Source organism: Halomonas citrativorans (genome assembly GCF_900163645.1).
In the GTDB taxonomy this organism is placed as follows: Bacteria; Pseudomonadota; Gammaproteobacteria; order Pseudomonadales; family Halomonadaceae; genus Vreelandella; species Vreelandella citrativorans.
The window spans coordinates 62,464-74,573 of the sequence record NZ_FUKM01000053.1 but is presented as its reverse complement, the minus strand read 5'-3'; the positions used below and the strand labels follow the sequence as shown (position 1 = coordinate 74,573).

The 12,110-nt window shown below is 54.4% G+C and carries 15 protein-coding genes; 8 read left to right on the top strand and 7 right to left on the bottom strand.

All coding sequences use genetic code 11. The annotated features are described in order from the left end of the window. Positions 1–35 precede the first annotated feature (35 nt). Positions 36–902: an RNA polymerase sigma factor RpoH gene (gene rpoH, locus CZ787_RS13430; protein ID WP_087110047.1), complete on the top strand. Its 867-nt coding sequence runs from the start codon at positions 36–38 to the stop codon at positions 900–902. 95 nt (positions 903–997) lie between these two features. Here the strand turns inward: rpoH and CZ787_RS13425 are convergent, their stop codons facing one another. The 6 genes from CZ787_RS13425 to coaBC form a co-directional block, all read right to left on the bottom strand. Beyond that, on the bottom strand, positions 998–1,297 hold the full coding sequence (locus tag CZ787_RS13425; protein WP_087110046.1) for a hypothetical protein: 300 nt from the start codon (positions 1,295–1,297) through the stop codon (positions 998–1,000). An 82-nt stretch (positions 1,298–1,379) separates the two neighbouring features. Then, on the bottom strand, positions 1,380–1,988 hold the full coding sequence (gene slmA, locus CZ787_RS13420; RefSeq protein WP_087110043.1) for a nucleoid occlusion factor SlmA: 609 nt from the start codon (positions 1,986–1,988) through the stop codon (positions 1,380–1,382). Between the two features lie 21 nt (positions 1,989–2,009). Continuing rightward, complete coding sequence (argB, locus tag CZ787_RS13415; RefSeq protein ID WP_087110041.1) at positions 2,010–2,909, bottom strand: acetylglutamate kinase; 900 nt, start codon at positions 2,907–2,909, stop codon at positions 2,010–2,012. An 89-nt stretch (positions 2,910–2,998) separates the two neighbouring features. Next, positions 2,999–4,384, bottom strand: coding sequence for a phosphomannomutase/phosphoglucomutase (locus tag CZ787_RS13410; RefSeq protein WP_087110039.1), 1,386 nt, complete (start codon positions 4,382–4,384; stop codon positions 2,999–3,001). 72 nt (positions 4,385–4,456) lie between these two features. Beyond that, a complete protein-coding gene (gene dut / locus CZ787_RS13405; RefSeq protein ID WP_087110037.1) occupies positions 4,457–4,915 on the bottom strand; it encodes a dUTP diphosphatase in 459 nt (152 codons plus the stop codon). A 72-nt stretch (positions 4,916–4,987) separates the two neighbouring features. Beyond that, entirely contained in the window at positions 4,988–6,244 is a 1,257-nt protein-coding gene (gene coaBC / locus CZ787_RS13400; protein WP_087110035.1) for a bifunctional phosphopantothenoylcysteine decarboxylase/phosphopantothenate--cysteine ligase CoaBC, read from the bottom strand. Between the two features lie 141 nt (positions 6,245–6,385). Here coaBC and radC point away from each other — a divergent pair, with 141 nt between their 5' ends. The 7 genes from radC to ald all read left to right on the top strand — a co-directional run bounded on the left by radC (position 6,386) and on the right by ald (position 11,767). Further along, entirely contained in the window at positions 6,386–7,060 is a 675-nt protein-coding gene (gene radC / locus CZ787_RS13395) for a RadC family protein (protein ID WP_087110033.1), read from the top strand. 256 nt (positions 7,061–7,316) lie between these two features. Further along, the gene (gene rpmB / locus CZ787_RS13390; RefSeq protein WP_009724126.1) at positions 7,317–7,553 is read left to right on the top strand and encodes a 50S ribosomal protein L28; all 237 of its coding nucleotides are present in this window, start codon (positions 7,317–7,319) and stop codon (positions 7,551–7,553) included. A gap of 26 nt (positions 7,554–7,579) precedes the next feature. Then, positions 7,580–7,735: a 50S ribosomal protein L33 gene (rpmG, locus tag CZ787_RS13385; RefSeq protein WP_009098622.1), complete on the top strand. Its 156-nt coding sequence runs from the start codon at positions 7,580–7,582 to the stop codon at positions 7,733–7,735. Between the two features lie 180 nt (positions 7,736–7,915). Further along, positions 7,916–8,743 carry a bifunctional DNA-formamidopyrimidine glycosylase/DNA-(apurinic or apyrimidinic site) lyase gene (gene mutM, locus CZ787_RS13380; protein WP_087110031.1) on the top strand — a complete coding sequence of 276 codons (828 nt, stop codon included), beginning with the start codon at positions 7,916–7,918 and terminating at the stop codon, positions 8,741–8,743. A 49-nt stretch (positions 8,744–8,792) separates the two neighbouring features. Beyond that, positions 8,793–9,983 (top strand): class I SAM-dependent rRNA methyltransferase, encoded by a 1,191-nt coding sequence (locus tag CZ787_RS13375; protein ID WP_087110029.1) that lies wholly within the window; start codon positions 8,793–8,795, stop codon positions 9,981–9,983. A gap of 66 nt (positions 9,984–10,049) precedes the next feature. Continuing rightward, entirely contained in the window at positions 10,050–10,484 is a 435-nt protein-coding gene (locus CZ787_RS13370) for an acyl-CoA thioesterase (RefSeq protein WP_087110027.1), read from the top strand. A gap of 164 nt (positions 10,485–10,648) precedes the next feature. After that, on the top strand, positions 10,649–11,767 hold the full coding sequence (ald, locus tag CZ787_RS13365; protein WP_087110025.1) for an alanine dehydrogenase: 1,119 nt from the start codon (positions 10,649–10,651) through the stop codon (positions 11,765–11,767). A gap of 66 nt (positions 11,768–11,833) precedes the next feature. Here ald and CZ787_RS13360 read toward each other — a convergent pair whose 3' ends face one another. Continuing rightward, on the bottom strand, positions 11,834–12,082 hold the full coding sequence (locus CZ787_RS13360; protein WP_087110022.1) for a SlyX family protein: 249 nt from the start codon (positions 12,080–12,082) through the stop codon (positions 11,834–11,836). Between the last annotated feature and the right edge of the window lie 28 nt (positions 12,083–12,110).

Sequence of the window (12,110 nt, the reverse complement as noted above, 5' to 3'; positions counted from 1 at the left end):
CAATCACGATAGATGATAAGGGAGACCACCTGCACATGAGCACTAGTCTTCTACCGGTGGGACAGCTTTCTCCAGGTCACGACTTGGGCGGCTACATTCGAGCGGTTAACGGCATTTCGGTGCTGAGTGTTGAGGAAGAGCGCGAACTTGCTTTTCGTCTTTATGATGAAGCTGATCTAGAAGCTGCGCGCCGCTTGGTTCTCTCACACTTGCGCTTTGTTGTGCATATTGCTCGCAGTTACTCAGGCTATGGGTTGCCCCAGGCAGACTTGATTCAGGAAGGTAACGTCGGCTTGATGAAAGCCGTAAAGCGTTTTGATCCTAACCAGGGTGTACGCCTGGTATCGTTTGCGGTTCATTGGATCAAGGCTGAGATACACGAATTTGTACTGCGTAACTGGCGGATTGTTAAAATCGCCACGACGAAAGCCCAGCGTAAGCTGTTTTTTAACCTGCGCAGCGCCAAGAAACGCCTTGCCTGGTTGAACAACGATGAAGTGGATGCCATCGCTAAAGACCTCGACGTTAAGCCGGAAGTTGTGCGGGATATGGAAGGTCGCCTTTCCGCTTATGATGCAGGCTATGATGCCTCACCGAGCGATGACGAAGAGAGCACGTATCAGGCGCCCGCTTACTTTTTGGATGACGCCTCTGCTGACCCGGCGACTAAGCTTGAAGACAGTGATTTTGAGGAAGACTCAACGCGCCGTCTGCAGCTTGCTTTAAAAGGTCTGGATGAGCGTTCGCGGGACATTTTGCAGCGCCGCTGGCTGACCGATAACAAAGCGACTCTGCATGATTTGGCCGATGTGTACGGCGTTAGCGCTGAACGTATTCGCCAGCTTGAGAAAAACGCGATGAAAAAGCTGCGCCAAAAGATGGGCGATGCTATCGCGGCGTAAGTCTACGTAGTTAGCTGTTCATAGCCAAAAACCGGCCTCTATCAATTAGAGCGCCGGTTTTTTTATGGCTGTTTTATGCACGTATGGAGTGATTTTTAACGCCGTGCTCTGACATATTTCCACAGCCCGCCACCAGGCATTATTAACGCGATAAAGCAGCAGGCTGCTGCTGGCGCTGCAACGTCCAAAAACGAGTCCAACGTCCAGTGATTGAATAAACCATAGAGGTACCACACCTCGTTGGACCCGCCACCCGCATATTCATGCTGGGCTATCTCGCGGCCTAAAAAGACGGCCACTATCAAAGAACCCGCCACCCAGCGGCCAACAAATGGCCATAGCAAGCCTTGAAAGATCAGCGCGATAATAGTGTGCTCAAGATGGGTAATATTCAAAAGCGCCTTCCTTTGGCGGGATGGTTGGGGTAAGCATGTTGGTGGGGGGGAGTCAACGTCCCTGTTGACCAGCTTGATGCTGTTAAGCGGGTTGGGGCGCCTCGAGTAGTAGCTGTCTTGAAAGAAGCGTCCACTGATCTTCCCAGTACTCAGTAGGCAGACGTTTAAAATCGCTGCGCACGTATTGAGAAATGCGCCCTTCCGCTTGGGCGGCGAGCAGGTTAGCGGCCGCTGAGGCCGGAATGCTGGCGCGGCGTCCTTCGCGCAGTTCGGCCTCACGAATAATCTGCTTGAGCTGTAGTTCCAAACGCTCAAATAGCTGATGAACTCGCTGGCGCAGGCGGGCTGTTTCGCCGGTCAGCACGTCGCCGCCCATCACGCGGGCAAGCCCTGGGTTCTTTTCGGCAAAGCCCAGTAGTAGCGCCAGAATAGTGCCGCAGCGGGGGATGGCGTCGGGTACCTCTTCTAAAATACGTGTTATGCGCGCAAAAATGCTCTCTTCAATAAAGTCGATTAAGCCCTCAAACATTCGCGCTTTGCTGGGAAAGTGGCGGTACAGCGCCGCCTCGGAAACGCCGACCTGGCGTGCAAGGGCGGCCGTGGTAATACGCTTTCCACTATCTTCTTCCAGCATTAACGCGAGTGCTTGAAGAATCTGCTCGCGACGGCGAGGTTTACGGTCGTCACTCATGACGTTAGCCCTCCGTTGCAGTTAGCTCGCGTCAGTAATAAGCGTACCTACGCCAGCGTTGGTGAAAATCTCCAACAACACTGCATGAGGAACACGACCGTCGATAATATGCGCACTGTTAACGCCATTTTTAACGGCATCAAGCGCACAGCGTATTTTGGGCAGCATGCCGCCATAAATGGTGCCGTCGGCAATCAGGGTGTCCACTTGAAGCGTGCTTAGCCCGGTTAACACCTCGCCTTCAGCATTCATGAGCCCGGCGACGTTGGTCAGTAGCATTAGCTTTTCAGCGTTTAACGCCTCGGCTAATTTACCCGCCACCAGGTCGGCGTTAATGTTGTAGCTATGGCCTTCATCGTCAACGCCGATGGGCGCGATCACTGGAATGAAGTCGCGGGCAGCGAGCATTTCGATCAGGTCTGTTGAAATGGACTCGACTTCTCCCACATGCCCAATATCGATAATTTCCGGAGCGGTCATTTCGGGACTTTGGTGCTCGACCTTGAGCTGACGAGCACGAATTTGTGCGCCATCCTTCCCCGTTAGGCCTATTGCCTTGCCACCGCTTTGGTTAATCAGGTTGACGATGCTTTTGTTCACCAGTCCGCCCAGCACCATTTCAACCACGTCCATGGTCTGGGAGTCGGTCACGCGCATCCCGTTCACAAAGCGCGATTCGATATTAAGCTTTTCAAGCAGGCTGCCAATTTGTGGGCCGCCGCCATGAACCACCACGGGATTAATACCAACTTCTTTCATGAGCACGATATCACGTGCGAAAGAGTTGATAAGCGTGTCTTCAGTCATCGCATTGCCGCCGTACTTGACCACAACGGTTTTGCCGGAGAACTGCTGAATATAGGGGAGTGCTTCGGAAAGCACCTCCACAACGACCTGCGGGTCGCGACTGGCTGAATTCATCGTGTTGTCCCTTGCTTGCTGTTTTCTTTTATCCAGATGATACGTGGCTAATAAGTATTGTTATCGTGCTGCATATAACGAGTGCGCGGTTAAGCCGGCATTTCGGGAATTTTGAGCGCCGGTGCCACACGAGCTAACGCGTTGACAAAGCGTTCCCGTATACGCATTAGTGCCACGGCACTTTTCCCTTCAAAGCGCATCACCAAGGCAGGTGTCGTGTTGGATGCGCGACATAGGCCCCAGCCATCGGGGTAATCAACGCGAATGCCATCCAACGTGGTTTTAATACCTTCGCCGAAGTCACCTTCACGGGCAAGTGCTTCGATCAGGCCAAATTTTTCGTCATCACTAACGATTATATTAATTTCTGGCGTGCTTGGATCTTGAGGAAAGCGGTCAAAAAAGTCGTCTGCATCTTCGTTATAAAGCGCCAGAATTTCCAGCAGGCGCGCGGCGGAATAAAGGCCGTCATCAAAACCATACCAGCGTTCTTTGAAGAAAATATGGCCGCTCATTTCCCCGCCCAGCAGAGCGTTGGTTTCCTTCATGCGCGCTTTAATCAGCGAATGGCCGGTACGCCACATTTCTGGCTCGCCGCCCGCTTCGCTAATGACCCGGGCAAGGTTACCTGTACATTTAATATCATAGATCACCTTGGCGCCTGGGTTACGCGAAAGCATATCGGTCGCAAAGGCCATCAGGAGGTGGTCAGCGTAGATGATGCGGCCGCGCGGTGTAACAACGGCAACTCGGTCGCCATCACCGTCAAAGGCAAGCCCGATATCCGCGCCGGTTGTCTGAACACTCTTGATCAGGTCTTGCAGGTTTTCAGGTTTGCCTGGGTCAGGATGGTGGTTAGGAAAATGGCCGTCAATCTCACCAAACAAGACCGTTGTTTCAACCCCCAGCTGCTTGATTAGCTCGGGGCCTAGCTCACCGGCTACGCCATTACCGCAGTCTACAACGGCTTTGATAGGGCGCTTGACGCTAGCATCTTCCAAAATACGGGTAAGGTATGCGTGCCGGATGTCGTATTGATGAACGCTGCCTTGGCCGCTGGTGAGTTCATTGGTGTGAATGCGTTCATACAGCGCGGTAATAGCGTCGCCTGATAATGTTTCACCTGCCAGAACAATTTTGAAACCATTGTAGTCGGGCGGGTTATGGCTGCCGGTCACCATGACGCCAGAGCAGCTCTCAGGCATCACGTGGGTGGCAAAGTAGAGAGCAGGAGTGGGCACCATGCCGATATCAATAACGTCGCGCCCAGCGGCTGTTAAGCCTCGAATCAGGGCGGCTTGCAGACGCTCGCCGGATAAGCGGCCGTCTCTGGCAACGATGACACACTGCTCACCCCGGGCGGCCGCTTCTGAACCAATCGCACGGCCAATCCACTCTGCGGTGGATTCGCTCAGCGTGTTATCGACAATGCCGCGGATATCATAGGCACGAAAAATCGAAGCAGGTACATCCATTGGCTACTCCTGTCAGTGCGTAACGTTCGCCCGAGCCTTGTTAATGACGGACAGTGTTAATGCCGACCCGTATTAATGACGGCCAGTGCTGCCAAATCCGCCGCCGCCTCGGGTGGAGTCGGTAAAGGCATCAACAATAGAGAGTTCTGCTTGCACCACCGGCACGAGAACATACTGGGCTAGCCGCTCAAAAGGCGACAGTGTAAAAGCGCTTTGGCCACGGTTCCACACCGAAATCATCAGCTCACCCTGGTAGTCCGAATCGATCAGGCCTACCAGATTGCCCAATACAATGCCGTGTTTATGGCCCAGGCCCGAGCGAGGAAGAATCATGCCAGCAAGGCTTGGGTCTTCAATATAGATGGCAAGACCCGTTCGTACGAGTTGGCATTCGCCAGGATTGAGCGTTAGCGGCTCGTCGAGCAGCGCCCGCAGGTCCATGCCCGCAGAGCCATCAGTGGCGTAGTGCGGCATGTGGTCGTGTAAGCGCTCATCAAGCACTTTGCACTGCAGGCGGGGGCGGGTGGTCATGTAGAACTCCAACATTTAAAAAACGATAGTAAAAAGGATATTGAAAATAGCTTTAAAATCAGGTGCTAAAGACTAGATTAGTGATAGCGCCTGACGAACAATGACCTGCGCAAGCTGAGTTTTTGGCTGAGGGGATTCCAAACGCTGCTCGGTGCCTTGCGCTGTACGCCAGAGCAGCAGCGCGGCATTCTCATTACTGCCAAAGCCCAGGCCCGCTTGAGAAACGTCATTGGCGACAATCATATCAAGCCCCTTGCGCTTAAGCTTATCGTGGGCGTAATGCTCCAGTTGCTGCGTCTCTGCGGCAAACCCTACAACCAAGGGGCGTTGTTCGGTAGGCAGCGCGGCCACATCGGCAATGATGTCAGGATTTTTGATCAGTGTAAGCGTGAACGTATCGCTATCTTCCTGCTTTTTAAGCTTATGTTCGGCAGGCGATGCCGAGCGATAATCAGCCACTGCCGCGCAGCCAATAAATAACGCCGCCTCGGGCGCCCAGTGCATGGCTTCTTGATGCATTTGCTCGGCCGATTCAACGTCAATGCGCGTAACGCCGTTGGGCGTTGGTAAGGCCACAGGCCCGCTAATCAGAGTAACCGTAGCACCCTGCGCCACCGCAGCCGCCGCCAGGGCGTAACCCATTTTACCCGAGCTGTGATTGGATAGGTAACGCACGGGATCAAGCGCTTCACGGGTAGGGCCTGCGGTAATGACCACATGAGGGGCGTTGCCTGCTTTGGGGGCACCTGAAAAGAGGCGTGCAACAACCTCAAAGATAGCATCAGGCTCGCTCATACGCCCTGGACCTACATCGCCACATGCCTGGTCGCCTGCAGCGGGGCCGATAAGTTGCCAGCCATCAGCGTGCAGTTGCGTTACATTGCGTTGCGTCGCCGGGTGGCGCCACATTGCCTGGTTCATGGCCGGGGCGATCAGCCTGGGGGCTTCACTGGCCAGGCACAGCGTGGTGAGTAAATCATCCGCCATGCCGTGGACCAGTCGAGCCATCAGGTCAGCCGTTGCGGGGGCAATCAGGATGATATCCGCCCAGCGGGCGAGCTCAATATGCCCCATCCCGGCTTCCGCTTCTGGGTCAAGCAGAGATGTGCGCACCGGCTCGCCGGATAACGCCTGCAGTGTCAGTGGCGTAATAAACGCCTGAGCACCACTGGTCATTACCACACGCACTTCACAACCGGCTTGTTTAAGCAGCCGCACGATCAGCGCGCTTTTGTAAGCCGCTATGCCTGCACTAATGCCCAACAGAATGCGTTTACCTGCAAGCGTTGAGAGCGTCGTTGGAGTAACAGAGGCAGAAATAGAAACCATGGTAAAGGGCCCACATGCGCGTTCTTAAAGAGGCTTACCATACCATTCGTCTTGCTAATTTGGCATGTTACTACAAATAATGCGTAAGCTAGGTTTACTGAGCTTTTTGCGTACATGTCTTTGGGGTGGGGAGGTAGGGTGATGGGGATAAATCATTGGCCGGAGGGTGAACGGCCACGTGAAAAGCTATTAACCATGGGCGCGCAGACGCTTTCTGATGCAGAGTTGCTGGCGATTTTCTTGCGAGTGGGCGTGCAGGGGCGCTCGGCGGTTGATTTGGCGCGTGATCTACTCACAGCATTTGGCGGCCTGCGTCCGCTGTTGGAAGCAGACCAAACAAGCTTTTGCGCGGCACACGGTTTGGGGAGTGCCAAGTTTGCCCAACTGCAGGCCACGCTTGAAATTTCGAAGCGCCATTTAGCCAGCCAATTGGCACGTGGCAACGCGCTGACATCACCTGAACTGGTGCGTCATTACCTGAGCTCTCAACTGCGCCATTTGGGGCATGAAGAGTTCGCGGTAATTTTTTTAGACACGCAGCACCGAATTATTCGCTATGAATCCCTGTTTCGCGGTACCCTAGACAGCGCATCCGTTTACCCCCGCGAAGTTGCCAAGCGCGCATTAGAACTTAGCGCTGGCGCCGTTATCCTGGCCCACAATCACCCCTCCGGTGTGGCTGAGCCAAGCGATGCTGATCGTCGTATTACAGAACGCTTAAAAGAGGCCCTTGGCCTCTTTGACGTACGCGTATTGGATCATTTCGTGGTGGGAGATGGAGACGTGGTCTCTTTTGCTGAGCGCGGCTGGCTATAGGCAGTAGATAGAGAGCAGGCATTTAATGTCAGCTGTCTAGGTAAAATACCTAAAAAGTGGCTTTTTTACGCCTTTTTAGACGGTTTTGCTTGCTGGTGGTCGAGTGCTCTGGTATAAAGTGCCACCTTTAAACTTGGGTTGAATAACGGATTTGGGTACAGCTAGGCGGTTAACGGCGTCGACTCCCTCTCTTCCGGTTTGCCCGACAGTTTTGAACACTCAGGCTTATACCCTGGCCAAGCGGTTGGAGGCTCTCATGTCCAAAGTATGTCAGGTTACCGGCAAGCGTCCGGTAACTGGTAATAACGTTTCACACTCCCAGCGTAAGACACGTCGTCGTTTCTTGCCGAACCTGCACACCCATCGTTTTTGGGTTGAAGCCGAAAACCGCTTCGTCAAGCTGCGCGTTTCCTCTAAGGGCATGCGCATCATCGACAAGAAAGGTATCGAGACGGTTCTGGCTGATATTCGTAAGCGCGGCGACGCCATCTAAGACAGCATTTTTGGGAGAGTAAAACCATGCGCGATAAGATCAAGCTGGTGTCCAGTGCCGGTACAGGCCACTTCTACACCACTGATAAGAACAAGCGGAACACGCCGGATAAGTTCGAATTCAAGAAATACGACCCGGTTGTCCGTAAGCACGTTATCTACAAGGAAGCCAAGATCAAGTAATCGCGTAAGCGATGATGATCGGCTTCCACTGCAGGCGAGCGCCTGTTGAAAAACCCGGCCCGTGCCGGGTTTTTGCATACATGGGGTTTGTAGATGCAGGCGACTTAATAGTGGCTTCGCATTGCCTGTCTTGTAAGTGCCTATCCTGTCGATATCCCTATCGTTAATCAGGTTCTCTTCATGCCCGAACTGCCCGAAGTCGAAACTACCAAGCGTGGTATTGCTCCTTATCTGGAAGGCCAGGAAATTACCGAGGTGCGTGTTCGTCAGCCGCGCTTGCGTGTTCCGGTGCCTGACGATTTGGCTGAGCGTTTGGTAGGCGCGCGTATCGGCACCCTGACTCGGCGTGCCAAATACCTGCAAATCCCCGTGAAGCAGTCGCCAAACGATGCAACGTTGCTGTGGCACCTGGGAATGTCGGGCAGTTTGCGCATTGCCCAAGTGGGTGATATACCCAAAAAGCATGATCATGTCGATATGGTCACCGCAGACGGCTATGTGCTGCGCTATCATGACCCACGTCGCTTTGGCTTTGTGGATTGGCAGTTAGGCGATGGGACGGCAGACCGGCGCCTTGTCCACCTTGGGCCTGAGCCGTTTGATGAGGCCTTTAATGGCCAGTGGCTATATACGCTTTCGCGTAACAAGCGCGTGGCGGTAAAACCTTTTTTAATGGATAACCGGGTCGTGGTAGGCGCGGGGAATATTTACGCCACTGAAGCGCTGTTCATGGCCGGTATTGACCCACGCCGCGCAGCTGGGCGTATTTCTCTTGCCCGCTATGAGCAGTTAGCGGCGGCTGTGAAAGAAGTATTGGCGGCGGCTATCACTCAAGGTGGTACCACGCTGCGCGATTTTGTGAGCGGCCAGGGTGAGCCTGGTTATTTTGCTCAGCGGTTAAATGTCTATGGGCGCCAGGGCCAGCCCTGCTTACGCTGCGGTATGGAGCTTCGTCGTATTACGCTTGGCCAGCGCGCCAGTGTGTTTTGCCCTGGCTGTCAGCATTGATAGCTGATCACCCTTTTGTTATCTGTTGTCTACGCTTTTGGAGACTGTTGTGACTCAACGCCTGCGCTTAAATAAAAACGCCGATCGCCGCTTAAAAGCAGGCCATCTGTGGATCTACTCCAACGAAGTGGATATTAAAGAAACGCCGCTTAAGAATTTCACTGCTGGCGAAACCGCGTTGGTCGAGGCCTCTAACGGTAAAGTCCTGGGCGTGGCGTATATTAATCCGCACTCGCTGATTGCGGGCCGCGTGATGTCCCGTGATCCGGACATGCGTCTGGACCGTTCGCTGTTTGTACACCGTTTCAATCAAGCGCTGTCACTGCGTGAGCGTTTATATGCCAAGCCTTTTTACCGCTTGGTTCACGGTGAGGGTGACCTGTTGCCAGGCCTGGTGATTGACCGCTTTGGCGATGTGCTGGTTGTTCAGCTAAATACCGCCGGCATGCAGGCGCTGGCCGATGAGATTGTCGATGCGCTTGAGAAAGTGGTTAAGCCTGAAGTAATCGTGTTCCGTAACGATACCGGCGGGCGTCGTCAGGAAGGGCTGGAAGCTCACGTCGATGTAGTGAAAGGCACACTGCCCGACGAAGTATTGATCGAAGAGAACGGCACACGCTTTGCCGTGCCGGTGCTTAACGGTCAGAAAACCGGTTGGTTCTTTGATCACCGCGAGAACCGCGCTTGGCTGAACCAGCAGGTGGCTGGCAAGCGCGTGCTGGATGTCTTTAGCTATGTGGGTGGCTGGGGTGTCCAAGCGGCGGCCAGTGGCGCCTCTGAGGTGCTGTGTATCGATGCTTCAGGCCCCGCGCTTGAGCAAGTGGCGCGAAATGCTGAGCTTAACGGTGTACAAGAGCAGGTCGCCATTGGCGAAGGCGATGCCTTTGAAGCTTTGGCAGCGCTGAAAGCCGACGGCGAACAGTTCGACGTGGTGATTCTGGATCCGCCTGCGTTTATCAAGAAGCGTAAGGATATTCCTAATGGCGAGCGGGCCTATGCGCGCTTGAACCGCGAAGCGATGCGTTTGCTGGGCCGCGATGGCCTGCTGCTTTCAGCGTCGTGCTCCATGCATTTGGGGGCAGATCGCTTGGTAGATGTCGTTCGAGGCGCGGTACGCCATCAGGATCGTCATGGGCAGGTGATCTTCCAGGGCCATCAAGGGCCAGATCACCCCGTTCACCCGGCCATTCCAGAAACCGCTTATCTTAAAGCGCTGGGCGTACGCGTGTTTCGCGATTAACCCATTGAGCCATTAGGCTGGGTGGGCAAGCTGGATTAGCAAGATAGTGGTACAAGGAGCAGAGCAATGGAGTGGGCGTTACCCGATCCCTTTGTGATCGATATTCATGTTAGCGAAGCGGCGATAGATGATTATCAGCACGTGAATAACAGCGAATACCTGCGCTGGGTTGAGCAGGTTAGCTGGGCCCACTCCGAAGCCTTGGGACTTTCCATTGAGCGCTACCGCGAGCTGGACCGCGCCCTGGCCGTACATCGCCATGAGCTGGACTATCTTGCTCCTGCCTTTGCGGGTGATGAACTTCAATTGGCGACGTGGGTCGTCGCGTGTGATGGGCGCTTTAGCCTTACCCGACGTTTCGAGCTTAAGCGGGTGCGAGATGCCAAAATGCTCTTCCAGGCGCGCACCCGGTTTGCGTGTATTGCGCTTTCAAGCGGGCGCCCCAAGCGCCTGCCAGAGGAGTATCAGAGAATCTACGGCGGGGCCTTAATAACAGAATGACGTTAAATTTTCGGTATAAAACCCTCAAACGCTGGATTTTTACTTCTGTAAAACGCCTTAACCGGCGTTTTTTTGTTTTGTGCTTAAGGAGGTGGTGGGTCGCTTGAGCTGTGCTGTAATGCTAAGACAGCCGTTTAACCTTACGCACAAAAAGAGAGATCGCTATGCAGATTGCCGTCCCCAAAGAGATCAAAAACCACGAGTATCGTGTCGCCCTAACGCCCACCGGCGTGCGTGAGCTTGCCCAGCGTGGCCACACCGTTAGTGTGCAGGCAAGCGCAGGCGAGGGCGCAGGTTTTAGCGATAGCGACTATGAGGCTGCGGGTGCGCAGACCGAAAGTGATGTCGACGCCTTGTGGAAAAATGCCGAGCTGATTCTTAAAGTAAAAGAGCCCCAGGTGGAAGAGGTTGCGCGTCTCACTTCCCAGCATACGCTGTTTACCTATTTGCACCTTGCAGCGGAAGAAGCCCTGACGCGGGGCTTAATGGAGAGCGGGGCTACCTGTATCGCTTATGAGACGATTACGGATGCCAATGGTGGGCTGCCGCTGCTTGCGCCAATGAGTACTGTGGCCGGGCGTATGGCTGTTCAAGCAGGGGCGCATAGCCTGGAAAAAGCCCAAGGGGGCGCTGGCGTTCTGTTGCCCGGCGTGCCGGGGGTTGCACCGGCAACCGTCACCGTAATAGGTGGCGGCGTCGTAGGTGAAAACGCCGCGAGAATGGCACTGGGGCTGGGCGCGGATGTCACTATTTTGGATACGTCACTGGCGCGGCTAGATGTTCTGGATCGCCGCTACCAGGGGCGTATCAAAACGGTTTATTCCACCGCTGATGCGCTGGATAACGCCGTGCGCGAGTCCGATATGATTGTTGGCGCCGTGTTAATACCTGGTGCGGCGGCGCCCAAGTTGATTACCCGCGCTATGCTTAGCGATATGAAGCCAGGCAGCGTGCTGGTGGATGTAGCGATCGACCAGGGCGGCTGCTTTGAAACCAGCAAGCCCACCACCCACGCTGAGCCCACGTATATCGTGGATGGAATTGTTCATTACTGTGTGGCCAATATGCCGGGCGGCGTGTCACGCACATCAACCCTCGGTCTCACCAATGCCACGCTGCCCTTCGTGTTGGCGCTGGCCAATAAAGGCTGGCAGCAGGCGCTAAGCGATGATCCCCACTTTCTGCCAGGGCTCAATGTCCATGCTGGCCAAGTGACCTACCAGGCCGTTGCCGATGCCTTTGGTTTGGCGTGTATCGCCCCAGCAAGCGCGGCAACACGATAAGTACGCATTTCCGATCAGAGGCGCTAACCCTCAGGACTCGGCAGTGGGTTTTAATGTTTGTCATCGTTAATAGTGAGGTGGCACCTCATCTTCAGGGCGGCTTTCCCCCTGATGGTCGCCCGCCTGGAACGCTTGATGCTGTTCACGCAGGCGTTCACGCATTAATGCGCTAAGCTGTTCTAGCTTGGCAAGCCGCTTTTCCTGTTGGACAACCGCTTGGTCAAGCGTGTCCAGCCAGTGTTCCTGGTAGGCCAGGCGGCTTTCGAGATTTTCGAAAAGTTGATTTAGCTCAGCAGGAGAAAAGTCTTGTGTCATGGTAACATGGCAACCTTGTGTAATATGT

Excerpts from the sequence above, each read along its gene's own strand:
- rpoH (WP_087110047.1), top strand. The coding sequence starts at position 36 with ATGAGCACTAGTCTTCTACCGGTGGGACAGCTTTCTCCAGGTCACGAC.
- radC (WP_087110033.1), top strand. The coding sequence starts at position 6,386 with ATGGGGATAAATCATTGGCCGGAGGGTGAACGGCCACGTGAAAAGCTA.
- CZ787_RS13360 (WP_087110022.1), bottom strand. The coding sequence starts at position 12,082 with ATGACACAAGACTTTTCTCCTGCTGAGCTAAATCAACTTTTCGAAAAT.
- slmA (WP_087110043.1), bottom strand. The coding sequence starts at position 1,988 with ATGAGTGACGACCGTAAACCTCGCCGTCGCGAGCAGATTCTTCAAGCA.
- CZ787_RS13370 (WP_087110027.1), top strand. The coding sequence starts at position 10,050 with ATGGAGTGGGCGTTACCCGATCCCTTTGTGATCGATATTCATGTTAGC.
- rpmB (WP_009724126.1), top strand. The coding sequence starts at position 7,317 with ATGTCCAAAGTATGTCAGGTTACCGGCAAGCGTCCGGTAACTGGTAAT.
- mutM (WP_087110031.1), top strand. The coding sequence starts at position 7,916 with ATGCCCGAACTGCCCGAAGTCGAAACTACCAAGCGTGGTATTGCTCCT.
- ald (WP_087110025.1), top strand. The coding sequence starts at position 10,649 with ATGCAGATTGCCGTCCCCAAAGAGATCAAAAACCACGAGTATCGTGTC.
- CZ787_RS13410 (WP_087110039.1), bottom strand. The coding sequence starts at position 4,384 with ATGGATGTACCTGCTTCGATTTTTCGTGCCTATGATATCCGCGGCATT.
- argB (WP_087110041.1), bottom strand. The coding sequence starts at position 2,909 with ATGAATTCAGCCAGTCGCGACCCGCAGGTCGTTGTGGAGGTGCTTTCC.
- rpmG (WP_009098622.1), top strand. The coding sequence starts at position 7,580 with ATGCGCGATAAGATCAAGCTGGTGTCCAGTGCCGGTACAGGCCACTTC.
- coaBC (WP_087110035.1), bottom strand. The coding sequence starts at position 6,244 with ATGGTTTCTATTTCTGCCTCTGTTACTCCAACGACGCTCTCAACGCTT.
- dut (WP_087110037.1), bottom strand. The coding sequence starts at position 4,915 with ATGACCACCCGCCCCCGCCTGCAGTGCAAAGTGCTTGATGAGCGCTTA.